The sequence below is a fragment of the Kitasatospora purpeofusca genome (assembly GCF_000718025.1).
GTDB lineage: Bacteria > Actinomycetota > Actinomycetes > Streptomycetales > Streptomycetaceae > Kitasatospora > Kitasatospora purpeofusca.
The window spans coordinates 1-22489 of the sequence record NZ_JODS01000033.1 but is presented as its reverse complement, the minus strand read 5'-3'; the positions used below and the strand labels follow the sequence as shown (position 1 = coordinate 22489).

The 22489-nt window shown below is 73.6% G+C and carries 27 protein-coding genes; 15 read left to right on the top strand and 12 right to left on the bottom strand.

The window, feature by feature from the left end; genetic code table 11:
• The first annotated feature begins 152 nt into the window (after positions 1–152).
• Together IF01_RS0134045 and IF01_RS0134040 are read left to right on the top strand one after the other, a co-directional pair.
• On the top strand, positions 153–1040 hold the full coding sequence (locus IF01_RS0134045) for an aminoglycoside phosphotransferase family protein (RefSeq protein ID WP_030397471.1): 888 nt from the start codon (positions 153–155) through the stop codon (positions 1038–1040).
• 148 nt (positions 1041–1188) lie between these two features.
• Positions 1189–2358 (top strand): hypothetical protein, encoded by a 1170-nt coding sequence (locus tag IF01_RS0134040; RefSeq protein ID WP_030397470.1) that lies wholly within the window; start codon positions 1189–1191, stop codon positions 2356–2358.
• A 63-nt stretch (positions 2359–2421) separates the two neighbouring features.
• Here IF01_RS0134040 and IF01_RS0134035 read toward each other — a convergent pair whose 3' ends face one another.
• Positions 2422–3699, bottom strand: a complete 1278-nt coding sequence (locus IF01_RS0134035) for a serine hydrolase domain-containing protein (protein ID WP_030397469.1) — start codon at positions 3697–3699, stop codon at positions 2422–2424.
• A gap of 247 nt (positions 3700–3946) precedes the next feature.
• Between IF01_RS0134035 and IF01_RS0134030 the strand changes: the two genes are divergently transcribed.
• From IF01_RS0134030 to IF01_RS48670, 3 genes are all read left to right on the top strand, one after another.
• Positions 3947–4132, top strand: coding sequence for a hypothetical protein (locus IF01_RS0134030; RefSeq protein WP_030397468.1), 186 nt, complete (start codon positions 3947–3949; stop codon positions 4130–4132).
• 73 nt (positions 4133–4205) lie between these two features.
• Positions 4206–5099 (top strand): hypothetical protein, encoded by an 894-nt coding sequence (locus IF01_RS0134025; protein ID WP_030397467.1) that lies wholly within the window; start codon positions 4206–4208, stop codon positions 5097–5099.
• A gap of 114 nt (positions 5100–5213) precedes the next feature.
• On the top strand, positions 5214–5387 hold the full coding sequence (locus tag IF01_RS48670; protein ID WP_157855427.1) for a hypothetical protein: 174 nt from the start codon (positions 5214–5216) through the stop codon (positions 5385–5387).
• Between the two features lie 96 nt (positions 5388–5483).
• Here the strand turns inward: IF01_RS48670 and IF01_RS44560 are convergent, their stop codons facing one another.
• A complete protein-coding gene (locus tag IF01_RS44560) occupies positions 5484–6023 on the bottom strand; it encodes a hypothetical protein (RefSeq protein WP_157855426.1) in 540 nt (179 codons plus the stop codon).
• A 258-nt stretch (positions 6024–6281) separates the two neighbouring features.
• On the opposite strand from IF01_RS44560, the gene IF01_RS0134010 reads away from it, so the two are divergent.
• Positions 6282–6641 carry a DoxX family protein gene (locus tag IF01_RS0134010; RefSeq protein WP_030397465.1) on the top strand — a complete coding sequence of 120 codons (360 nt, stop codon included), beginning with the start codon at positions 6282–6284 and terminating at the stop codon, positions 6639–6641.
• 593 nt (positions 6642–7234) lie between these two features.
• On the top strand, positions 7235–7420 hold the full coding sequence (locus tag IF01_RS50460; RefSeq protein ID WP_030397463.1) for an RICIN domain-containing protein: 186 nt from the start codon (positions 7235–7237) through the stop codon (positions 7418–7420).
• Between the two features lie 245 nt (positions 7421–7665).
• On the opposite strand, the gene IF01_RS0133995 is transcribed toward IF01_RS50460, so the two are convergent.
• On the bottom strand, positions 7666–8904 hold the full coding sequence (locus IF01_RS0133995; protein WP_051756749.1) for an MFS transporter: 1239 nt from the start codon (positions 8902–8904) through the stop codon (positions 7666–7668).
• Between the two features lie 73 nt (positions 8905–8977).
• Here IF01_RS0133995 and IF01_RS0133990 point away from each other — a divergent pair, with 73 nt between their 5' ends.
• Positions 8978–9439, top strand: a complete 462-nt coding sequence (locus tag IF01_RS0133990; protein WP_030397461.1) for a winged helix-turn-helix transcriptional regulator — start codon at positions 8978–8980, stop codon at positions 9437–9439.
• 48 nt (positions 9440–9487) lie between these two features.
• On the opposite strand, the gene IF01_RS0133985 is transcribed toward IF01_RS0133990, so the two are convergent.
• The 3 genes from IF01_RS0133985 to IF01_RS0133975 all read right to left on the bottom strand — a co-directional run bounded on the left by IF01_RS0133985 (position 9488) and on the right by IF01_RS0133975 (position 10892).
• The gene (locus IF01_RS0133985; RefSeq protein WP_030397460.1) at positions 9488–9727 is read right to left on the bottom strand and encodes a DUF397 domain-containing protein; all 240 of its coding nucleotides are present in this window, start codon (positions 9725–9727) and stop codon (positions 9488–9490) included.
• A 92-nt stretch (positions 9728–9819) separates the two neighbouring features.
• Positions 9820–10005, bottom strand: coding sequence for a DUF397 domain-containing protein (locus IF01_RS0133980; RefSeq protein WP_037782213.1), 186 nt, complete (start codon positions 10003–10005; stop codon positions 9820–9822).
• Positions 10006–10007: 2 nt separating this feature from the next.
• On the bottom strand, positions 10008–10892 hold the full coding sequence (locus tag IF01_RS0133975) for a helix-turn-helix domain-containing protein (protein WP_030397458.1): 885 nt from the start codon (positions 10890–10892) through the stop codon (positions 10008–10010).
• A gap of 141 nt (positions 10893–11033) precedes the next feature.
• On the opposite strand from IF01_RS0133975, the gene IF01_RS0133970 reads away from it, so the two are divergent.
• Positions 11034–11504 (top strand): ATP-binding protein, encoded by a 471-nt coding sequence (locus IF01_RS0133970; RefSeq protein WP_030397457.1) that lies wholly within the window; start codon positions 11034–11036, stop codon positions 11502–11504.
• Positions 11494–11667, top strand: a complete 174-nt coding sequence (locus IF01_RS48660; protein WP_157855425.1) for a hypothetical protein — start codon at positions 11494–11496, stop codon at positions 11665–11667. Before IF01_RS0133970 ends, IF01_RS48660 begins: the two co-directional genes overlap by 11 nt.
• Positions 11668–11685: 18 nt before the next feature.
• Here IF01_RS48660 and IF01_RS0133960 read toward each other — a convergent pair whose 3' ends face one another.
• Complete coding sequence (locus IF01_RS0133960) at positions 11686–12447, bottom strand: class I SAM-dependent methyltransferase (RefSeq protein ID WP_030397456.1); 762 nt, start codon at positions 12445–12447, stop codon at positions 11686–11688.
• Positions 12448–12683: 236 nt separating this feature from the next.
• On the opposite strand from IF01_RS0133960, the gene IF01_RS0133955 reads away from it, so the two are divergent.
• Complete coding sequence (locus tag IF01_RS0133955) at positions 12684–13805, top strand: serine hydrolase domain-containing protein (protein WP_030397455.1); 1122 nt, start codon at positions 12684–12686, stop codon at positions 13803–13805.
• Between the two features lie 124 nt (positions 13806–13929).
• Here IF01_RS0133955 and IF01_RS0133950 read toward each other — a convergent pair whose 3' ends face one another.
• Positions 13930–15240, bottom strand: a complete 1311-nt coding sequence (locus IF01_RS0133950; protein WP_051756748.1) for an alpha/beta hydrolase family protein — start codon at positions 15238–15240, stop codon at positions 13930–13932.
• 49 nt (positions 15241–15289) lie between these two features.
• Between IF01_RS0133950 and IF01_RS42755 the strand changes: the two genes are divergently transcribed.
• From IF01_RS42755 to IF01_RS0133935, 3 genes are all read left to right on the top strand, one after another.
• Entirely contained in the window at positions 15290–16636 is a 1347-nt protein-coding gene (locus IF01_RS42755; protein WP_051756746.1) for a sensor histidine kinase, read from the top strand.
• Entirely contained in the window at positions 16633–17313 is a 681-nt protein-coding gene (locus IF01_RS0133940; protein WP_030397452.1) for a response regulator, read from the top strand. Before IF01_RS42755 ends, IF01_RS0133940 begins: the two co-directional genes overlap by 4 nt.
• 150 nt (positions 17314–17463) lie before the next feature.
• Positions 17464–17832 (top strand): cupin domain-containing protein, encoded by a 369-nt coding sequence (locus tag IF01_RS0133935; protein WP_341845518.1) that lies wholly within the window; start codon positions 17464–17466, stop codon positions 17830–17832.
• Positions 17833–17852: 20 nt separating this feature from the next.
• On the opposite strand, the gene IF01_RS0133930 is transcribed toward IF01_RS0133935, so the two are convergent.
• Entirely contained in the window at positions 17853–18698 is an 846-nt protein-coding gene (locus tag IF01_RS0133930) for a PaaX family transcriptional regulator C-terminal domain-containing protein (RefSeq protein WP_051756773.1), read from the bottom strand.
• Between the two features lie 50 nt (positions 18699–18748).
• Complete coding sequence (locus tag IF01_RS0133925) at positions 18749–19396, bottom strand: GNAT family N-acetyltransferase (protein ID WP_037782211.1); 648 nt, start codon at positions 19394–19396, stop codon at positions 18749–18751.
• A 129-nt stretch (positions 19397–19525) separates the two neighbouring features.
• On the opposite strand from IF01_RS0133925, the gene IF01_RS0133920 reads away from it, so the two are divergent.
• Positions 19526–20587 (top strand): alpha/beta hydrolase family protein, encoded by a 1062-nt coding sequence (locus IF01_RS0133920; protein WP_030397448.1) that lies wholly within the window; start codon positions 19526–19528, stop codon positions 20585–20587.
• 10 nt (positions 20588–20597) lie between these two features.
• On the opposite strand, the gene IF01_RS42750 is transcribed toward IF01_RS0133920, so the two are convergent.
• Positions 20598–21575 (bottom strand): serine hydrolase, encoded by a 978-nt coding sequence (locus IF01_RS42750; RefSeq protein WP_078880539.1) that lies wholly within the window; start codon positions 21573–21575, stop codon positions 20598–20600.
• Positions 21576–21658: 83 nt separating this feature from the next.
• A complete protein-coding gene (locus IF01_RS0133910; RefSeq protein WP_063764371.1) occupies positions 21659–22300 on the bottom strand; it encodes a GNAT family N-acetyltransferase in 642 nt (213 codons plus the stop codon).
• Positions 22301–22489 lie beyond the last annotated feature (189 nt).

Below are 22489 nucleotides of genomic sequence, written 5' to 3'. Positions count from 1 at the left end.
ACTTCCCACTCCATAACGCTGGGACCCTCGGAGCTGCCGAGGGTCCCACCGTTCTTCGACGTCCCAGCGGGCGAAGGGTTCGGGACGGCGTGAGGGCGGTCGGTTCGGCGTGTCCGGCCGCGCCGGCGGGGCCGGACTGATGACGTACGACCATGACTGCCAAGCCCTTCCCGCCCGAGCTGCGCGACTGGGTCGCCGGCCACCTGCCCGGCCTGGACACGAGTGAGGACCGCTCCTGGCCCCGGAACAGCTCCCAGGTGTGGCGGGTGACGGCCGGACCCCGCACGGCCTATGTGAAGATCGGCCCCGGCGACCTCGACTACGAACGCGAGGTCGCCGGTTACGCGTACGCCGCAGCGCACTTGACCGACCTGGAGGCGCCGCGGCTGCTCGCCGCCGACCCACGGTTGCGTGCGATCCTCAGCTCGGTGCTGCCCGGCCGCGTCGTGCGGGACCTGCCGCTGGAGCCGCACGCCGAGCTGCGCCTGCACGAGGATGCCGGGCGGTTGCTGCGCCGCTGGCACGACGCGTCCGGGCCCGGTACGGCTGCGGACCGCGCTGCGGTGCGGGTCGAGATGCGGGAGCAGGCCCAGGAGGCCGCCGAATGCCTGGAGAGCACCGCACCGCATCTGGCCGCCGACCGGCTCGCCCTGGTGCGGGCCGCGTCGGAGGAACTGGTGGGTCTCGCCGAGCAGTTGCCGCTGGTCTACCGGCACGGTGACTACGAGACCCGGAACTGGCTGTACGACGAGGAGACCGGCCGGCACGGCCTGATCGACTTCGCGATGACCAGGAGGGGCGTCGCGGCGGCGGAGTTCGTGTGGCTGTTCGGCGCCCTGTGGCCGCTGCGGCCCGAGCTGCGGGAGGCGTACTTCACCGGGTACGGCCGTCCACTGACGGCCGAGGAAGAGCGGCTGCTGTGGCTGCTGACCGTCCGCCGGGGCGTCTCCTACCTGCACCACGGGCTGGTCGACGGCCGCGAGGACCTGGTGGCACGCGGCCACCTCGTCCTGGACCGGATGGTCGCCCACCGGTCGTAGTGCAAGGTGCCCGAGGGTGAAAGCATGTCCATCATGACAGGTCAGAGCCGCTTTTCGTAGGGCGGAAAGCACAGTTCGGGAGGCTTGTCCGGTCCGTTCCCCGACGCTCAGAATCTCCTTCGTCCGTCATCCGGAGACAGGGGAAGCGTTGACGATCGATCACGATGCGGTGTTGCGGGCCCGGGTGCTGCTGCTGGGGTCCGGGCGGCTGGGGCCGGAGGAGCTTGCCGGGGCGTACCGGGTGCTGGCCGAGGTGAGTCCGAAGGTGTACGGGCCGAAGTTGGTCGGCACGCTGCTCACGCTGTGTAATCACAGTCGGGATCCGCGGGTGAAGGTCGAGCTGGCCGCGGAGGCGGTCCGGGCCGCTCGTGTTGCGGAGGCCGGGGCGCCGGAGCGGGTGGAGTGGCTGTGTCGTGCCCTGGAGGCCTACCAGGCTTCGTTGTTCGCCCTCGGGCGCAGGGCGGAAGGCCGCGCGGTCTGCGAGGAGCTGGCCGGGGCCGGCCGCAGCGGGCAGCTGGCGACCGTGCTGGCCGAGGAGGGGTGCTTCGGGGAAGCGGCGGCGCTGTACGAGGTGGCAGCGCGGAAGGGGGCCCCGGAGGACTCGTTCTGGGAGATGGTGCGGTGGGCGGCGAGCCTGGAGGGCGCCGGGCTGCACGACGCCGCGGCGGCCGTTTTCCGCGAGCTCCTCGCGGAGACCCGGCGCGAGGTGACCGACCGGGGTACCGGCCCGCTGCTGCTCGTCTGGGCGCTGGTCCAGTTCGCCCGGATGCGGGAGGCCGTCGGGGACGGGGCGAGTGCCGCGGTCGCCCGACGGGAGGCCCTGGGCGTCCTGGAGCAGCTCGCGAGCGCCACTGCGGGCGAGGCGAGGAGGTGGTACTGCTCCCTCGGCTGGTGGAGCACGCTCTTCGTCCTGTCGGGGCGGGCGGTCGAACCCGCCGCGAGCCCGGAGTCACCGATGCCGCCGTTCGGCACGGAGCGCGGCTGGTCGCGCGACGTCCGGGAGGGCTTTCTCGGCATGCTCCCGGGCCTCGAAGCGGAGGCGGCGGAACTGCGCGAGGCCGAACGGCTGCCCGAACTGGTCGACGTCCTGCGCAGGATCAGCATCCGCGCGGCCGTCCGCGACGGCGACCACCACTACCGGTTCGAGGAGCGGTTCGCGCCCCGCTTCGACGAGGGCGTGACGCTCGCCCGCCGCCTGCCCGACGATCCCGCACGCCTCGCCCGCGCCCTCACCGACCGGTCGATGTTCCTCGTCGCGGCACGCTCCTTCGACCGCGCGCACGCCGACCTCGCCGAAACGGCGGCGCTGTTGGACTGATGCCTGTCCGTTCGGCCGCCGCCGGCCTCGGCGTGGGTGTCGGCGGGGAGGGGCGGGGAGGCTTCAGCGCAGCAGCTTCAGCGGTGACCGGCCGGCGCCGTCGCCAGCCGAAGCCGCCTCGGCACCGTCCGGGCCGCAGGCCGCCTTGACGAACAGCGCGTCGATCGCCGCGCCGGTCTCGTCCGTCTCGGCACCCTCCAGGAGGTTGAACGAGAGGGCGAACTGCCGCGAGCCGTCCCGCGCCCCGAGCATGATCGTGTTGTAGCCGGGGATGCCGCCGGTGTGGCCCCAGACCTCGCCGCACGGCAGGTCGTAGCGGATCAGGCCCAGGCCGTAGTGGGCGGCGATCATCGGGGCGGGGACGGCCGTGGTCATCTCGGCCAGCCGGGCGGGCGTCAGCAGCTTGCCGCCGAACAGGGCGGCGTGGAAGCGGTCGAGGTCTGCGGTGGTGGAGATGCCGTTGCCGGCGGCGTCCGCGACGGTCGGGTTGATCCTGGTGACGTCCGCCGGGCCCTCCGGCAGCTGGACGTACCCGTGCGCGTGCGGGCCGGGGATCCGGGCGGAGGTGTTCGGGAACGTCGTGCTGTCGAGGTGCAGCGGTTCGACGATCCGCCGTTCGACCTCGCGCTGCCAGCTGCGCCCGGTGACCTTGCGGATGATCATCCCGGTGAGGATGTAGTTGGTGTTGGAGTAGTGCCAGCCCTGCCCGGGCGCGAAGTACGGGGTGTGCCCGACACCGACGGAGACCAGCTCCTCTGGGCGGAAGTCCGTCCAGCGTCCCTCGGCCAGGTAAGCGCGCAGGCTCGCCTCGTCGTGGTAGAGGAACCGCGGGTCCTCCAGGTAGTCGAACAGGCCGCTGGTGTGCTGCAGCAGCTGCCGCAGGGTGATCGCGCCGCCGTTCGGGACGACGCCCGGCAGGTACTTCTCCACCGGGTCGTCCAGCCGGAGCTGCCCCTCGTCCGCCAGTTGGAGTACGACGGTGGAGACGAAGGTCTTGGTGACGCTGCCGATCCGGAAGCGGCTGTCGGTGCGCACCGCGCGCCCGGAGTCCAGGTCGACGACTCCGGCGGCGTCGCGCCACGGCCGGCGGCCGTCCTCGCGCGACTCGCCGAGCGCGGCCGTCGCACCGCCGCGCTCGACCAGGGCCCGCAGCTCCGGGCCCAGGTCGACGGCCGGCCGCGGCCGCTCGGCCCCCGCCACGGCGGCGGGCACCCCGACCCCGGCCGCCACCGCGGCCGTCGGGGCGAGCGTGGCGACCGTGGCCCCGGCCACCGCGACGGCGGCGAGCCGCAGGCCGAGCCGGTCGCGACGACGCGGTCCGGCCCAGTGGTTGGCGTTCATGGTGTTCCCTCCCGGACCCGACCCCCGGGCCCCACCGCCACGTTCGCATCCGCACCGCCCCACCCGCGTCGTCCTGCGGGAGGCCCTGCCGGGCCTCTGCGCTGCCTCTGCGCGGCGACTTGCGGTCCACCCTGGGACGGGCGCGGAGTAGCACGAAATCCCCTTCGAGGGGCTTGACTTGACCTTCCCTGGGGGGTGGGGGCGGCGCCACAGAAGGTCGACGGCATCGACCTTCTGTGGCGCCGCTGTGCTGCGGCCCGGACACGGCCGGGCGAGCGACGACCACGGACGCGCGGTGGAGGAGGACCGGCGCGTCACCGACACCCGCCAACCGGACAGCGTCGGGCGCACCTACTCCTACGAGAGCACCACCGAGGTGGTCGTCGTCAACGGCAATGACCGGCCGGACTCGTCCGGGCGCACCGCGTCCTGACGGGGCGGCGGTCCCACCCGGGACCCGTGCCCGGGGACGGTGACGGGTGGTGTCCGGCGTCGTTGATCATGGTGTGAACAGGAACCGGATCAGGCGGGCCGCCCTCGCGGCCTGCGCCGCCGTGGTCGTGCAGGCCGCCGCCGCCCTTCCCGCCGGCGCTTCTCCCGACGCCTCCCCGCTGCCCCCGCCCCCGGGTGCGGCCGTTGCGCCCGTGATGCGGGCGGCGGGTGCAGGGACAGCGCAGGAGCTGGACATCGACACCCGGCACAAACTCCACGACGCGATCGTCGCGACGGACCAGGCCCAGGAGGTCTGGGCCGTCCTCCTGGGGTCCGGCCTCGACGTACGGGCGCTGGAGGACATCACCCGCGACGAGTTCCTCGACGAGGAAGGGCGGGCGGACGCCAAGCGTCGCATCGCGGAGGTGGAGGAGTTCTTCGCGGACGGGGACGGTCCCGCGCTGATCCGCGACCTGACCGCCACCCCGCAGTGGAAGGAGGCGGTCACCCGGGGGATGATCGCCGCCGACGCGCCGGTGGGCGAGAACGTGCTGCTCCTGGTCGGCGCGCACAAGTACCTGGACGGGCCGGACGCGCCCGGCGAACGGGTCTCCTTCCAGGTCAACCACGAGAAGTCGAACGGCTCCACGCTGGCGGTGCTGTCGTTCTCCGGCCTGCTGACCTGGAGCGGGGAGGGGAACCGCACCTACCACCTGGAGGGATCCCTGCAGGCGAACTGCGCCGTGATCGGCAGGCACACGGCGTGGCTCCAGTACGGCGGCAGCGACGAGTCGTGGAAGAACTCCGAGGAGACGGGCTGCTCGGACGCCGGGAGGGCCTGGCGGGACATCACGGTCACCGGAACTCTCGCGCCGAACCAGCGGCTGGAGCTCAGGCTGGGCACCTGGCAGTTCGCCTCGTGGAAGTACTCCGAGGCCAAGAGCTACGCCCCTGCCGCGGCGGAGTAGGGCCGTCCCGGCCATTGGCACCCGTTTCGGTGGCCGGTAATCGATCGGTTACTGCGGGTCTCCGTCGGGGAAGATCGACTACGTCCGTTCCGGTTACGACAGAAGGAGACCCCCATGTCCGAGGAGCAGCCCGCCGAGGCCACCGCCGACGAGCCCGCAGTGGAGGAGAAGCCGGCACCCCCGGTCGCCATCAAGGCCAGCCAGCCGGTCGGCCACCAGAAGCTGGAGACCAAGCAGATCACGGGGCAGGTCATCACCCACACGATCGTCAAGCCCCTGCCCAACTGACAGGCGGTGGGTGACCGCCGCACCGGCGGGAACGGAGTGGGAAGTCGACGCCGCCGACTTCCCACTCCGTGCTTGTCGTTCAGTACCGCGGGCCCGTCAGCGCGGGCGGCGGTTGCGCCGGGCCCGTCGGCGGGCCTTCTCCTCGCGCGCCCGTTGGGCTGCCGCACTGGCCGCCCGCTCGGCGTCCGCACGGGCCCGTCGCCGCCGGGCCTCGGCGTGAGGGTCCACCGGGGTCTCCAGGTCCTCCGGGGTCTCCGGCGCGGGCGTGCCCGGCGTGGTGCGTGGGGCTTCCGGGTCGGACGGGGCAGGCGGGGCCCGGAAGTCCCACCGCTCGTCGGACCGCGGAGGCGGGGCCCGGAAGTCCCACTGCTCGTCGGACCTGGGAGGCGGAGCCCCGGCCGCACCGCCGGACCGGCCGACGGCGATCCACCGGCGCAGCGCGACGCAGGCGACCGGCGGTCCGAGCAACAGGGCGAGCAGCCACAGCGGAACGAGCGAGGACGAGAGGACGCCGCGGACCGAGGTGCCCGGCAGCAGCGAGCCCAGCAGGACCACCAGCACCATCAGCAGGACCAGCGCCAGCCAGGTGGCGACAACCACGGCCACCGCCCGAGCGGCGACCACCACACGCCCCATGGATCTCCCTCGCAGCACGACCGGCATGCTCGCATCGGCGCGCACAACTGCGCGTCCTACCACGGTTATTACTCCTCGGGACGCTGGTCGCACAACGTATTTCGCCGCCCGTACAATCGGGGTCTGTAGGGGTGGAGGAGGACTGCCGACGGCCCGGCGCAGCTCCATGGGCCCCTGCTGCGCCGATACCCGCCAGGTATCGGCGCAGCGAAAACGGGTCTTGGACACCGGCGGGCGCCCGGCGGTGGACTTCTCACCATGAACATCGCCTACTGGATCCTCGCGGGACCGCTCGCGCTCTTCTACCTCTACGCGGGCACGCTGAAGGTGACCCGCACCCGCGATCAGCTCCGGCCGATGATGGCCTGGGTCGACCGGATCCCCCTGCCCGCCCTCAGGGCCCTGGGGACGGTCGAGGTGCTGGGCGCGGCGGGCCTGGTCCTGCCGCCGCTCACCGGTGTCGCGCTCCCGCTGGCAGCGGTCGCGGCCGGCGGCCTCGTCCTCCTCCAGGCCGGTGCGATCGCCGTCCACCTGACCGGCGGCGACCGACGGACAGCACTCAACGTCGGGCTCGTCGCCACTGCGGCTGTGACAACCTGGCTCGCCACCGGGCTGTGACGGAGCACGGTTGCCGACCGACGGATGCGGCGACGGCACCGGCGTGCCGAGCGGCTGCATCGAACGGGACGTGAGTGGGAAGTCGGCGATGTCGACCTCCCACCCCGTGATGTCGCGGACGCCGCACGGCGGGGCCCTCGGCAGTGCCGAGGGCCCCGCCCGTGGTTCCGTTCGCCGACCCCGTTGACGCCGGGCGGTCAATACCCAAGGCCAGCCAGCGGCCCGGGAAATCTGTTGATCAGTCAAATCAGCCGAAAGGGTTTTGAGTTGGAAGTCTCGCGGCCAGGAAAGGAGCCTTCGATGCGTCGTGCTCCGGCCCTGCTCGCGGCCCTGCTCATGGCGGTGGCGGCCGCCCTCGCCGCACCCTCGGCCGACCTCGCCTCCGGCCCCGGGGCGCCCGTAGCGGCAGCCTTCGCGCCGGAGGCCCCCGCGGCCTCCCTGACCTCCGCGCCCGCCGCACCTATGCCGTCATCGGCGAGCTGAACCACTTCGGGGAGTGCACCGGAATCGACCCGCGCCAGACCTGGACGCTGCAGGGCCAATGCGCGTGGAGCTTCGGTGGTCGAATCTACGACTCCTACGTCAAGAGCTCGGTGATCGTCGGCAACACCACCACCTCCGTGAACTGCAGCCCGGGCCAGTTCGTCGACGTGCGGATCGTCAACCCGCAGTCCAACCTGTGCCTGAGCGTCCCGGGGTCCGACCCGACCAACGGCAACCAGCTGGTGCTGTTGGACTGCACCGGTGGCGCCAACCAGCGCTGGTCCCAGCCCTCCTGACGGGTGTCCGGCAACCGGTCCCGGGTCGCCCGCCCGGAGCCTCGAACGGCTTCGAGTGTGTCGGACCGGCGGCCGCCGCCGGATAGCACTCAACGTCGGGCTCGTCGCCACTGCGGCTGTGACGACTTGGCTCGCCACCGGGCTGTGACGGGGCACCGCCCACCAATGGCGCGGCACCGGTCCGCAGGGTGATCGCGTGGCACGCGGGGAGTGGGAAGTCGGCGGCGTCGACTTCCCACTCCGCGCTACCGGTGCGGCCGGTGTTGCGGCGCATCGCCCTCCGTGCCCGCCGGGCGGAGGTCCCAGGCCGCCCAGGCGAGGAGGGCGAGCAGGCTGAACGCGGTGCCGAGCAGGCAGACGGCGGACCAGCCGGCGGCCGCGTACGCCGCCGTGGAGGTGATCGCGCCGAGTGCGCTGCCGAGCGAGTAGAACACCATGTAGCCGCCGATCAGCCGACCGCCCGCGGCGGGGTCCAGGGCCAGCACCGTGCTCTGGTTGGTGACGTGGACCGCCTGGACGGCGAAGTCCAGCAGGACCGCGCCGAGGGCGAGGGCCCAGAGCGACTGCCGGGTGAGCGCCAGCGGCAGCCAGGAGAGGGCCAGCAGGGCGAGGCCCGCGCCGGCCGTCCACCGGCCGAGTCCGCGGTCGAAGAGCCGGCCCGCCGGCGCCGCAGCCGCCGCGCCGGCCGCGCCGGCCAGGCCGAAGGCCCCGACGGCGGCCGGGGTGAGCGAGTACGGGGCGTCGCTCAGCGGGAGCGCCACGCTGCTCCAGAGCGTGCTGAAGGCCGCGAACACCAGGAGGGTGATCAGCCCGCGTCGCCGGAACACCGGTTCCCGCAGCGGCAGTCGGACGAGCGAGCGCAGCGCGCGGCGGTAGTCGGCGCGGCGAGCGGTCGGTGGCGCGGTCCGGGGCAGCGCGCGGCGCAGGGCCGCGGCGAGGACCAGGGTGAGGAGGGCGGACAGCGCGTACACGGCTCGCCACCCGGCGAGGTCGGCGACCGCACCGGCGACGGTCCGGGCGAGCAGGATGCCGAGGACGACGCCTCCGGTCACCGTGCCCACCACCCGCCCGCGCTCACCGTCCGGCGCTAGTGCCGAGGCGAACGCCACCAGGGCCTGGGTAAGCACCGCGAGCAGGCCCACCGCCATCAGCCCGGCCAGCAGGGCCGCCGCGTTTCCGGCCGTGGCCACCGCGGCCAGCGCGAGTGCGAGCAGCACGGCCTGCGCGGTCACCAGGCGGCGCCGCTCCAGCAGGTCGCCGAGCGGTACCAGTAGGACCAGGCCCAGCCCGTAGCCGATCTGGGTGCAGGTCACCACGGCGCCGACGGCGGCCCGGCCGATGTCGAGTTCGTCGGCGATGGCGACCAGCAGGGGCTGGGCCGCGTAGACGTTGGCCACGGCGGCCCCGCTGGCGAGCGCGAACAGCAGGGTGAGGGGGCGGGTCAGGACGCGAGGGGGATTCTGGTTGCATGATGCTACCGACATGGTCGCACCCTAGGTCGGAGGGGTAGCATGTTGCAACCAGATGGAACGGCGGTCGGTGCCGAGGAGGCCGGAGATGGTGAAGCGGACCAGGTTCGACGACAACCCGTGCCCCGTGGCGCGCTCGGTGGACGCGATCGGCGACTGGTGGTCGCTGCTGATCATTCGCGACGCCTTCGACGGGAGCCGCCGGTTCGGCGAGTTCCAGCGCAGTCTGGGCGTCGCCAAGAACATCCTCAGTGCCCGACTGCGCGCGCTGGTCGAGGCCGGGATCCTCGCCGTCGAACCCGCCTCCGACGGCAGCGCCTACCAGGCGTACGTGCTCACCCCGAAGGGCGAGGACCTCTTCCCGGTGGTCGTCGCGCTACGCCAGTGGGGCGAGCGGCACTCCTTCGAGCCCGACGAGCCCCACTCGGAGCTCCTGGACCGGCGCGACGACCGGCCGCTGCGCGAGCTGGCCGTCCTGGCCGCCGACGGTCGCCCGGTCGGACCGGCGGACACCGTCGTGCACAAGGTGCCGGAGCCGGAGCGGGCCTGACGAATCGTCGGCGGACCGTACAGACGGGGTCTGTCGGGGCGCGCTGTTTCAGACGTCGGCGTTCGCGGCGAAGTCGATGAACGCCTTCCAGGCTGCCGGCTCGAACGTCAGCTGCGGGCCGGCCTTGTCCTTGGAGTCGCGGACGTGGACGGTGCCGGTGGTCTCGGCGACCTCGACGCATTGAGCGTCTTCGTTGCTGCTGTGGGTGCTCTTGCGCCACGCGACTTCGACGCATGCGGCGTCCTCGTTGCTGCTGTGGCTGCTCTTGAACCATGCCAGTTCGGTCATCGCGACATGCTCCTCGCATCTGGCTCCGTTGGGTCCAGGATGCGCCGACGGCCCGCCGCTGGGAAGCGGCGGGCCGTCGGGGGTGTGCTGTTTCAGACGTCGGCGTTCGCGGCGAAGTCGACGAACGCCTTCCACGAGGCCGGCTCGAAGGCCAGCTGGGGGCCGCTCTTGTCCTTGGAGTCACGGACGTGGACCACGCCGGGGGTCTCGGCGACCTCGACGCAGTTGGCGTCCTCGTTGGTGCTGTGGCTGCTCTTGAACCAGGCCAGCTCGGTCATGCCTACCGCTCTCCCAGAATCTGCTCGATCAAGGCCATGGACTCCCTCAGGCTCAAGGCCTGAGCCCGGATGCTGCTGTACCGTGCGGCCATATTACGGACTTCGACGGGATCCGTGATCAGTCGATTGACGTGCTGCGCCGCGACGTACCCCATTTGTGACCCTCCGGAGGGCATCAGCAGAGCGAATGAACCACCCATTCCGGCGTGACTCATTCGGTCGAGCGGCATCACCTGAAGCTCCGGCCCCCGCATGTCGCCGACCTTCAGCAGGTGTTGGAGCTGCTCCGCGTGCATGTCCCACCCCCCAAGCGGCCGCCGAAGCACGCTCTCGTCGATCACCCAGGTGACGACCGGCATCGGCCATCGGGCGAGGATCTCCTTACGGGCCATACGAGCCGCCACCCATTCGTCGATCTTTTCAGGGGAGAGCAGTGGCCGACGCATCTCGTACAACGCTCGGATGTAAGCCTCGGTCTGAAGCAGCCCCGGGATCACCATCGTGCTGTAGTCATGAATCTCGATCGCCTTGGCTTCCTCCGCCGTGAAAGCCTTCGAGAAAGCCGGGTGACGCTCACTCACCCGCACCTTCGCCTTCATCACGTCGTCCGCGACGACCTTCAGCGCCCCGCCCGCGTCGACGATGGGGTCCACCACCGTCAGGAACTCGATTCTCGGCGTCCGCTTCCCCCGCTCGATGAGGCCGACCATGTCCTCGCTGTACCCGATCCGCTCCGCGAGCTGGCGCTGCGTGATGCCGGCCCGTTCGCGGTACAGCTTGACCAACTTGCCCACCGCGCTGTAGAACTCGGCGATCCCGTCCGAGTTCTCCACCGTCTCCCCGTCGTCGGGGACCGTGCGCTCGCTGCGCTCGACGCTGCTCACCATGGGAACCACCCCTGCTCACACGAGTTTGCGACCGACTGATCCGGGCCTCGCCAACAGGCGGACCCTCCGCGTCCGCACAAGCACGCTCCGTGCCCGCCGGATCCGTGGTCAGCGTACGGCCGTGCCGCCAGGCTTTTCCCCATGACGACCGAAATTCCGCTCGACAACCCCCGCCGCCACACCGTCGTCCTCGCCGCGACGGCGAAGGGCGCCTGCCTCTGCCGAGGCATCGTCAGACGCCAACTCGCTGACTGGGGAGTGGACTCCAGTTTCGGCGAGCCGTTCCATTCGGCGCTGCTCGTCGTCGCCGAGCTGGCGGCGAACGCCATCACGCACGGGCGCGTTCCGGGGCGCGGGTTCCAGCTGCACATCAGCCTCACCACCACCGTGCGCCGGGGCGCCACCCTCCGGATCGAGGTGTCCGACTGCCGGGGCGACCGGCTGCCCGTGCTGCCGTCGGCGCGGGTCTCCGACGGGCAGTCGGGGCGGGGGCTGGTGCTGATCGACGCGCTCGCCGACCGATGGGGTACGGAGCCCCGTCCCCCCAGCGCCAAGACCGTGTGGGCCGAACTCGACCTCGCCGATGCCCGCTGCCCCGCCGATGCCCGCTGAATCCCGCCATACCGCGACTGCCGCCGGCAGCGCCGCGCTCTGCACCCTGCTTCCGTTCGTCCTGCTGCTCGCCCTCCTCGCCTGGGCGTACCCCCTCACCACCCGTCAGCACGGCCGTCCCCGCCCGGCCCCGACCCCCACCGCCGCCGCCACGGCGGGGTGATGGGTGTGCGGACCGCCGTCAGGGTGCCGGCGGTCCGCACACCTCCAGGGCGAGGAGGCGGTACAGCGGGTCGGCGATCGGGGTCTCCTGGTCCGGGAGTGCCGCGAGCCGCCGGACGACCTCGGCGACCTGCTCGGCGTCGGCCCGGTTGCACCAGGGGATGCGGCCCGCGTCGATCGCCTCCCGCCACTGCCGGGCGTTACGCCCCTGCCCGGTGCCGGGGAAGCGGGCCTCTCCGGCGGGGCGCAGGCCGTGGGCCGCCGCCCAGTCCCGGATCCGCTCGGTGCGGTCGGGCGCGTGCGGCGCGTACTGGCGGCGCAGTTCGGCGGTGGCCCGGGCGAGGTCGCTGTCCTCGGCGAAGTAGGCCGCCTCCTTGTCGACGGTGGTCACCAGCCTGCCGCCGGGCCGCAGCACCCGGAGGGCCTCGGTGAGCACGGCCCCGGCCGTCGACTCCGGCAGCAGGTGCAGCAGCCAGACCATCACCACGGCGTCGACGCTCCCCGAGGCGAACGGGAGCCGCGTCGCGTCGCCGCACACCGCCCCGCCGGGTATCCGCCGCGCGGCTGGGACGAGCATGCCGGGGGAGCGGTCGACGCCCAGCACGGTGCGGCCGGGCCGTCGCAGTCGGCGCGTGACGATGCCGGTGCCGCAGGCGATGTCCAGCACGGTCGCGGAGCCCTGCGGGAGCAGCTGTTCCAGGGCGTCGGCCGCCGCCTCGGCCCGTGGTTCGCCGCCCCGGGTGGTGTCGTACGCCTGGGCCTCGCTGTTGTAGTCGATCATGTGGGGCCATGCTTCCGGGGCCGGTCGCTCCGCACAAGGGAGCGGTGCTCGGGTAGGCCCGGAGGATGACAGCGGCCAGGACCAGGGGTTCACGGCCGGCCGCCTCCACTCGTCCCCTGAGTCGACGGTCGCTCGCCCGGTGAGCTGACGACCGTCCGCCGGGCCGCGTGATCTTGTGGAACAGCACCCGGGAGGCCGGGCTCCGAGCACACGCACCCTCGTACGAAAGGCACTTCATGAGCCGCTGGAAGGCCGTCACCCTGGTCGTCACCGCCGCAGCCCTGGTCGCTACCGCCGCCGCCCCGGCGACGGCCGCGACCACCGCCGCCCGCCCGGACGCCGTCCAGCAGCGGTTGGACGCGCTGCTGGCCGAGACGGGCGCCCCCGGTGCGCTGGGCACCGTCCGGTCCCTGGACGGGCGCACCCGCAGCTACACCGCCGGGGTCGGCGACGTCGCCACCGGCGCGGCGGTGCCGAAGGACGGGCGGGTGCGGGTCGGCAGCAACACCAAGACCTTCACGGCCGTGGTCGTGCTCCAACTCGTGGCGCAGGGAAGGCTCGACCTGGACGCGCCGGTGGAGCGCTACCTGCCGGGCGTCGTCCGGGGCGACGGGATCGACGGCAACCGGATCACCCTCCGGCACCTGCTCCAGCAGACCAGCGGGCTGCCCAACTACACCCTCCACCTCGGTGACGAGGTCCGCCGCTACGAGCCGCGCGAACTGCTCGACATCGCCCTCCGCTACCCGGCCGACGCCGCGCCCGAGGACCACAAGTGGGCCTACAGCAACACGAACTACATCCTCGCCGGGTTGGTCGTCGAGGCGGTGACGCAGCGGAGCCTGGGCCAGGAGATCGAGCGTCGGATCGTCCGGCCGCTCGGCCTGCGCCAGACCTACTTCCCCGCCCCGGGCGACGCGACGATCCGCGGGGCCCATCCGCACGGCTACTACCGCGAGTCGGCGGACGGGCCGCTGGTCGACATCACAGACATGGACCCCTCCTGGGCCTGGGCGGCCGGCCAGCTCGTCTCCACCCCCTCCGAACTCAACCGCTTCTTCACGGCGTTGCTGGACGGTGAACTCCTCCCGCCCGCGCAGCTCGCCGAGATGCGCGGCACCACCCCCGCCGGGGAGCCGTTCGCGGCGGGATCGGGCTACGGGCTGGGGCTGGTGAGCACGCCGCTGTCCTGCGGCGGCGAGTACTGGGGGCACGGCGGCAGCATCCCGGGCTACGAGACCCGGGTCGGTGTCACGGAGGACGGCCGCGCCGCCGCCGTCACGATGACGGTCCAGGCGCCGGACAAGGCGGCGGCGCGGAAGCTGGAGGGTGTGCTCGACGCGGCCCTGTGCCGCTGACGCCGGGGCGGCCGTCTCACCGCTCCGTCCCGTCCCACCGCTCCGTCCCGTCCCACCGCTCCGTCCCGTCCCACCGCTCCGTCCCGTCCCACCGCTCCGTCCCGTCCCACCGGTCCGGGCTGTCTCACCGGTCCGGCCGGACCTCCGGGTACGCGGCCGAGGGCCCGCTGAACAGGGTGGTGGGCCGGTGGCGCAGGTGGAGGTCGAAGAAGGCGGCCAGATAGGCGCGTTGGGCGTCGACGGCGCGGGCCGGGGCGAGGGCGCCGAGGAACGCGTCGAGTTGTCCGGCGGGCCAGCCGAGCACGGGCCGGGCGGCGGGCAGGAGGGCTTCGAGGTCGGAGAAGGTGCCGTGGCCCGAGTCGCCCAGGGTGAGTTGGCGGCGCCAGGAGCCGAGGTGCGGCCACAGCGCGTCCCACATCGCGTCGCGCACCGGGCGCTCGTCCGAGGCGCGGAAGAGCAGCAGCGGGCGGTCCACGCCGTCGGTGGCGGCGCTGCCGAAGACCGGGCCGTCGAGCGAGACCCCGGCCAGGACGCGCGGGTCGTCGTGCAGGGTCTGGACGGTGGTGGCGCCGCCCATGGAGTGGCCGACCATACCGACGGTGGCGGGGTCGATCGCCGCACCGAGGCCCGGCGGGAGGGGGCGGTGCTCGGCGTCGGGGTCGGCGCCGGCCGCGAGTTCGGTCAGCCGGTCCAGGACGAAGCGGACGTCGGTGGTGCGGTAGTCGACGATCCCGGCGTCCGTCATGGCGAACACGGCGGGCTTGTTGCGGACCTCCAGTCGCCCGTCCGGGAAGGTGACCTCACCGGCGTCGAAGGTGTGGTCGACGGCGACGACCACGTAGCCGTGCGAGGCGAGGTCCTCGGCGGCCAGGGTGCCGAAGGCGCGGTCGGCGCGGGAACCGGGGGAGTAGAGCACGACCGGGTGGCGGGTGCCGCGGTCGGCCGGCGCGTCCTGGCGGGAGTGGGTGACGGGCCAGGCCAGTTGCCCCGGGGCGGCACCGAGGTAGTCGCTCTCCAGGTGGGTCAGCGCGGCGGGGTCGAGCCACGGCGCGAGCCGGTGGGCGGGGCCGCCGCAGGTGGCGGCCGGGTACCAGAGCTGTGCCATCAGTTCGCGCGGCCGCGGGGTGGGCGCCCAGAGATCGGGGCGCTGCGGGTCGACCAGGTGGAGGGTGGTGGTGCCGACGGGATGCGGGCCGGTCGGCGCGGGGAGGGCGAGCGGGATCGCGGTGGTGGCGCCGGCAGTGGTGGTGGCGGCGTGCGCGGTCGCGGGCAGTGCCGCCGTGGTGGCGAGCGCGCCGGTGCTGAGCAGGCCGGCGAGCAGGGCGGGAACGGTGTCGGGGCACGGTCGGGTTCCTTCGAACGGTTCGGGTGACGGGGGTGGTGCCGTGACCAAGGTGGCGGCCGCCCCCGGTCCGGCGCGTCCGGCCGTGGGCATACGACCGTGGTCGGATGTCCCGCCGTCCGCCGCTGGCTAGCCTGGCCGGGTGCAGAACCAGCCGACGGCCGGACCCGCGCCCGCACACGCCGTCACCCGGGTGCCCTGGACGAAGCGGCTCGCGCCCTTCCACCGGGCGTGGACGGACCCGCTCCTGGCGCTGGCAGGGACCGCGGTCACCGTCGTCCGGGTCCTCGACGCCGCCCGCGACTTCGACCCGCACGGCCGCGGCAACCCGCCGCTGGAGGGCCCCGCCGCCCTGGCCGTCGCGCTGCTCGCCACGGCGGCGCTGGGAGCCGCGCCGGCGCTCCGGCGGCACCGGCCGGCCGCGTCCTGCTGGATCGCCGTCCTCGCCTGGGCGGCCTTGGTTGCGGGCTGCCGGCAGCCGGCCGTCGGACTGGTGGTCGGCGCGTGGGCGGTGCCGGTCGGGGCGCTGGCGGTGTACGCGGCCGCCGCCGACGACCGGCGGGCCGGGTGGGCCGGTCACGGGCGCACCGCGCTCGCTGCGGCCGTCCTCGGCTGGGCGGTGACCGCGACGGCACCCGACGAAGTCCTCGGCAACCTTCCGCTCGCCGTCCTCGGCCAGTCGGCCGCCTGGGCGGTGGGGCGCGCCGTGCGCGGGCACCGCGCGCACACCGCCGTGGCCGCCGAGCGCCGGGCGGCGCTGGAGCGGGCCGCCCGCTCGGAGGAACGGCTGCTGCTGGCACAGGAGGTGCACGACGTGGTGGCGCACAGTCTCGGCGTGGTGAGCGTCCAGGCGGGGTTCGGCCAGTACGCGCTGGCACAGGCAGGAGCGGACGGCGGCGCGGAGGCGGCCGGGACGGCGCTGGCGGCGATCCGGGCCGTGAGCACGGACGCGCTGCGCGAGACCCGGACGCTGCTCGCCGTCCTCCGCGAGGACGGCGAGCCCGGGGAACGGCCTCCGGTCCCGGTGCCCGCCCCCGGTCTGGCGGCGGACGAATTGCGGCGGCTGGCGGAGTGGGCCGGTGCCGGCGGGGTCGAGGTGCGGGTGCGGATCCGCGGGCGGGAACGCGAACTGCCGCCCGGCGTCGGCCTGTCCGGGTACCGGATCCTGCGGGAGGCGCTCGCCAACGTGGTCCGGCACGCGGGCGCCGCCGAGGCCCGGGTGGAGGTCGAGTACCGGGACGACGAACTGTGGCTGGAGGTCACGGACGACGGGCCCGGGGACGGCGTGCGTCCGCGCCCGGTGCAGCCGGTGGGCACCGGTGGCGTCGGTGGCACCGGCCTGGCCGGGATGCGGGAGCGGGTGGCCCCGTACGGCGGCTGGTGCGTGGCCGGGCCTACCCCGGCGGGCGGCTTCCGGGTCAGCGCGGGGCTGCCACTGGCCGGGGCCGACTCCGGGTCAGGCCCGGCGGCGACGGAGGGCCGGCCGTGACGGTCCGGGTCCTGGTCGCCGACGACCAGGCCCTCGTCCGCGCCGGGTTCGCCGGCATCCTCCGCCTCGCCCCGGGCTTCACGGTGGCGGGGGAGGCGGCGGACGGCGCCGAGGCCGTCGAACTCGCCCACCGGGAACGGCCGGACGTCGTCCTCATGGACATCCGGATGCCCGGCCTGGACGGGATCGAGGCCACCCGCCGGATCGTCGCCGGACCCTCGGGCAGCCGGGTGCTGATCCTCAGCACCTACGCGCTCGACACCTATGTGCGCGGCGCGCTGCGCGCCGGGGCGGCGGGCTTCCTGCTCAAGGACGCCGAACCCGCCGAACTCCTCGCCGCAGTAAGGGCGGTGGCCGCCGGTGAGGGCGCGCTCGGGCCCGGTATCGCCCGGCAGTTGATCACCGAGCTGACCGAGCTGCTGGCCCACGGGCCGCGCGCCGCCGACGAGGACCCGGTGCGGGCCCGGGCGCGCAGCGCCGTGCTCGCCCTCACGGCCCGCGAGCGCGAGGTGCTGGCGCTGGTCGGCGACGGGCTCACCAATCCCGAGATCGCCGCGCGCCTCCACATCACCGAGGGCACCGCCAAGACCCACATCGGTCGGCTGCTCCACAAGCTCGCGGCCCGCGACCGCGTCCGCCTCGCCATCCTCGCCCACCGGGCCGGACTGTCGCGCTGAGACGCTCGGAGGGACGGCGCCGCGCGAGGTTTTACCAAACGGTCGACCAACGGGCCCGGCCGCTCGGATAGCGTCCGGGACGTCCCCTTCGAACACTTCGCGGTCCGGTCCTGCCTCCACGGCGGGGCGGGTCCGCCGTGGAGGTATGCCGTGAACCCGAATGCTCTGAACCCGAACGCCGTGAACCCGAACGCCGTGAACCCGAACGCCGTGAACCCGGTCGACCTGTCCGCCGCCGCGTCCGAACTGCCGGAGGCGTGGGCCTCGCGCGTGCTCCAGCAGGTGGGCACGGCGGCCGTGAAGGTCATGCGGATGGACGGGCGGCCGCTGCCCATCGAGTCCCACGACAACCCGGAGGTGCTGCTCGTCCTCGACGGCCGCCTCGAACTGCTGGTCGACGGGGACGAGTTGACGGTCGGCCCCGGTGAGCTGCACCGGATCCCGGCGCGGGCGGCCCACGCCGTCCGGCCCGGCAGCCGCGGGACGCTGCTGATCGTCGAGGTCCCCGAGGAGGAGTGACTCCCGAGGGCCGCGCCGGGTCAGCCGGTGGCCCGCTCCGCCGCCTCCCGGGTGATCTCGGCGTAGCGGCGGAAGAGCGCCGGGCGGGCCTCGCCCCGGTCGCGGGCGTACAGGGCGGCCCAGCAGCGGGCGATGCGCTCCCGGGCCCGGACGCCGGGCCAGGGCCGGGGCAGGAGCTGGGGCGGCAGCAACGGATCGGGATCCATGGCGCGGGTGAGCTCCGCGGCCAACTCGACGGCGACGGTGAGCAGTTCGGCGGAGGAGAGTTCGGCGGGGCCGGCGAGCCGGGCGAGGCGGGGTTCGGTGATGCGGTCGAGGCGGTGGTAGCGGTCGGCGATCTCCGCCAGGGGCCAGAGCTCCCGGGCGAGTTCGGCGGGCTCCCGGGTGTCGCCCCGGCGCAGGTCGGTCGTGGTGAGGAGGGTGAGCCCGCCGTGGGCGCCGAGCTGCTGGGCCGCTTCCTCGACGTACGGCTCCCAGGCGTTGGCGCTGACGTACAGCCCGCCCTGCAGCGGGGCGCCGCCGAGGTGGACGAGCGTCTCGCGCAGGGCGTCCCGGGCGGCGCGCGCCGATTCGGGCACCGCGAAGGCGGCCAGGTGCCAGACGCCGTCCCAGGGCGCGGCCCCGGCGTCCTGGCGGAACGCGTGCCGGAGGAAGTCCGCGTTGGGGGCGAGGGCCCGCACGGTGTCCGGGGTCGCGTGCAGCTCCGCCCTGCGGCCCCGCCCCTGGTGGGTGAACCTGCCTTCGGCGACGAGGCGTTTGACGCACAGCCGGACCTGCTGGTCGCTCATGCCCAGGGTGGTGGCGACGCTGTACAGCTCGTCGGCGCCGACGGTGCCGTCCTCGCGGATCAGGGCGTGGACGAGCATCCGGGTGGGGACCTCGACGCGGTCGCTTCCGATGTCGTCGGTTCCGGTGCTCACAGTCCTGCCCTTCCGTCGGTGTCGACGGGGCGGCGCATGGTGGTGACCGCGCCGAAGCCGAGCAGCCGGCGCAGGTAGGGCGTCTCCTCGGTCCGTACGGCCGTGAAGCCGCGCCGCTCGTACAGGGCCCGGGCGCGCGGGTTGGTGTCGATCACGTCCAGCCGGATCTCCCGGTAGCCCTGCTCCGCGGCGAAGGCGGCCACCTCCTCGATGAGCAGGCTGCCGACGCCCCGGCCGCGCAGGTCCGGACTCACGGCGATCCCGTCCATGAGGAGCTGCCCGGCCCCCGGTCGGCGTTTGAACAGAGTGAGGAGCAGGAGGCGGTGCAGTCCGCGCAGGTGCCCGTAGGTGCGCAGCACGGCGCCGGCCGATCCTCCGGTGAGCGCCCGCCCGCCGTGCCGGTACCCGGCGAGACCGACGAGCTGCCCGTCGAGGAGCGCGCAGACCGCGCGGTCGGCGTTGAGGTGGGCGGCGATGAAGGGCACGGCCTTGTCCGGCGGGTCGAGGGCGGGGCCGAGCTTGCGGCCGAAGGCGTCCCAGTAAAGCTCGGCGGCCCGCCGCTCTGCCCCGGCGGGGAGGCTCCGTCGCACGGTCACCGCCCCGGCGCCGGGGCGGTCCGGTGTGTCCGGTGTGTCCGGTCCCATGCTGTGCCCCTCTTCTCCTCGGTCCTTGAAACCAGAGCTCGAATCTATCAGACTCGCCACGATCGTTCTTGTGGTGATAGTTCTAGGGTAGGAACCGGAACCGGAACCAGAACGGAGGTGGCCGTCCCCGTGCATGCGAAGACCCAGCCCCGACGGCGGGGGCTCCGCGCCGCCGTGTGGTCGCTCGTCGCGGTACTGCTGGCGGGTGCCGGCCTCGTCGGCGCGGTGCTGTGGCAGAACTCCTACGACCTGGACGAGCGGCGGGTCTCGATCCGCCACGGCGGCCACGTCCTCAACGGCGTCCTCGCCGTCCCCAGGGACGGCCGCGAGCGCCACGGCCTCGTCGTGTACGTCCACGGCGACGGCCCCACCGACGCCACCCACGACGACGGCTACAAGCCCATCTGGGAGGCCAACGCCAGGGCCGGCTACGCCTCCCTCTCCTGGGACAAGCCCGGTGTCGCGGGCGCCCCCGGGAACTGGCTCGACCAGTCGATGGACGACCGGGCCGACGAGACGGCCGCCGCGATCGCCTGGGCCCGCGCCCGCCCGGACATCGACGGTGACCGGATCGGGCTCTGGGGCGCCAGCCAGGCGGGCTGGGTCCTGCCGAAGGTCGCCGCCAGGACGCCCGTGGGCTTCGTCGTCGCCGTCTCGCCCGCGATCGACTGGCTCCGGCAGGGCCGCTACAACCTCCTCGCCGAACTGCGCGCCGAGGGCGCGTCGGCGGCCCGGGTCGAGGCCGAGACCGCCAGGAGCGACGCCGTCCGGGCGCTGCTGGCACGCCGTGCGAGCTTCGAGGAGTACCTCGCGGCCATGGGCGGCGACGCGCACGGCATGACCGCCGACCGCTGGGGGTTCGTCTCCAGGAACCACACCGCCGACGCCACCCGGGACCTCCTCGCCCTGCGCGGCGTCCCGGTGCTGCTGGTCCTCGCGGGCCAGGACACCAATGTGGACACCGCCGACACGGAGCGCGGCTACCGCGAGGCGCTGGACGCGGGCGGCGCGCTGACGGTCGAGCACTACCCGGACGCGGCCCATTCACTGCTCAAGCGCTCCGTCGAGCGGTCGGAGCTCAAGCTCACGCTCACCGCGCTCTTCTTGCCCCGCTCGCTCTTCGCGGACGGATTCCTGGACGGCCAACGGCAGTTCCTCGACCGACTCGGCCGGGCCCCGCGTCGGAGCTGAACCCTCTCGGCTATCGACTCCCGGGCAGCGCCTCGGCCGCCGCCCGGGCCACCGACTCCACCAGGTCCATGCCGTCGCTGTCGGTCGGATTCCCGTCCGAGACCACGGCGATCAGCAGCTCGTGCCCGTCCCGCTCGACCCGGCCGATGCTGTTGATCACCCACAGGCCGTCCGAGTCCCTCGGCAGCCAGCCGTTCTTCACCTCGAACCCGCCGTTGCTCGCCGCCGCGCCCACGCCCCAGCGCTGGTCGTCCTCCACCTGGTCGAGCAACTCCTGGATGTAGGCGCGGGAGGCGGGGGAGAGCAGTGAATCATCGGTGAACACCTGGCGCAGCAGCCGCAGTTGGTCGTCGGCGGTGGTCGAGGTGAGGCCCCAGTAGCCGTCCTGTCCGGCCTCGGTGGCGGTCAGTCCGAAGCGGGCATTGGCGGCGTCGAGACCCGGGTCCGCGCCTATCTCGTCCCACAGGCCGGTGGCGGAGTCGTTGTCGCTGTTCTCGATCATCGTGGTGGCCAGGTCGCGCTGGGCGGCGGTCGGCGTGCTGCCGAGGTCCTGGGTCCGGAGCAGCAGCGCGGCCAGTATGTCGAGTTTGACGATGCTGGCGGTGGCGAAGCCGTGGCCGGGGCCGCCGTAACTGAGCGACTGCCCGGTCTCCAGGTCGGTGACCGCGACCGAGACCGCGCCCTCGGCCCGGTCGACGGCGCTGTGCAGGGCTGCGACGGCGGCACCGGTGGAGGTGTCGGGAGCCGCTGTGGTCGTGGCGGCCGCGGCGGTGGGTGCCGTGGCGGTGGGGGTGACCGTCGGGGTGACCGGGACGACCGTGGTGACCACCGGCGGCGCGGACGAGGTCGTGTCGGCCACGACGGACATCTGCGGCCGGCCCTCGACACCGCCGGACTGCCCCTGCAGCGCCGCGGCCACCGCCCCCGCGGCGACGAGGAGGCCGACCGGTACCAACACTCTTGCCCGGGAGACGCTTCGTATCGCCATGATCGATGAGAGTAGGGGGCGCGGCTTTGAACATCCTGAGGAGGGCATGGGCGTTTTCTCAGGACTCGTTCTCAGGCTCGTTCTCAGGACTCGCCGGCCGCCGAACCGTCCGGATGCGCGACGGCCCTTTCACGGTACTCCCGGCCGGATCGCAGCGGCGGCACGGGCAGCGGCGGCACGGGCAGGAGCGGCGCGGGCGGGAGGGGCGCGGCCCGGAGTCGGCGGAGCATCACCGTGTACGCGGGACTTCCGCCGACGGGCCGGGTCGGGCCCACCGGGCGGTAGCCCCAGGACTCGCAACGGGCCCGCGCCCGGGGCTGGTCGGCCTCGGCCAGGAGGCACACCAACTCCTCGGGCCGGTCCTCCAGCAGGGCGTCGTGCAGCCGCCCGGCGAGACCCTGTCCGCGCCAGGCGGGGCGGACCATCAGCTCGGACAGGCCGAACGTCACGGCGGGGTCCGGTGCGGCGTCGAGCAGCCCGCGCCACCACTCACGGCCGGCCGCCAGCGGTGCGCCGTAGGCGAAGCCGGTCGGTTCGCGGCCGTCGTAGGAGACGACGCACGAGAAGCCGGGACGCCTCGTCCAGTGGTCGACGACCAGGTGGAACCGCTGGGCGAACGGGTCGTACATCCGGTCGGCCCGGGCGTCGACGTGGACGCCCAGCAGCAACTGGTCGAAGTCGACCGGCAACTCGTGGTGATAGCGGACGATCCTGGCGACGGTCACGGGCGGCTCCATCGGTCGCGGCGGCGGTCGGGCCACTCTTGCGCACCACACGCGGCCGATGCCAGGCCCTTTTGATTTTCCGGTGCCGGATTTTTGCTCGGTGAGCGGTTGCGGGGTAACGGTTCCGGGAACGGCGAAGGCCCGGAGGACGGATCCTCCGGGCCTTCGTTGCTACTGAGTAGCGGGGAC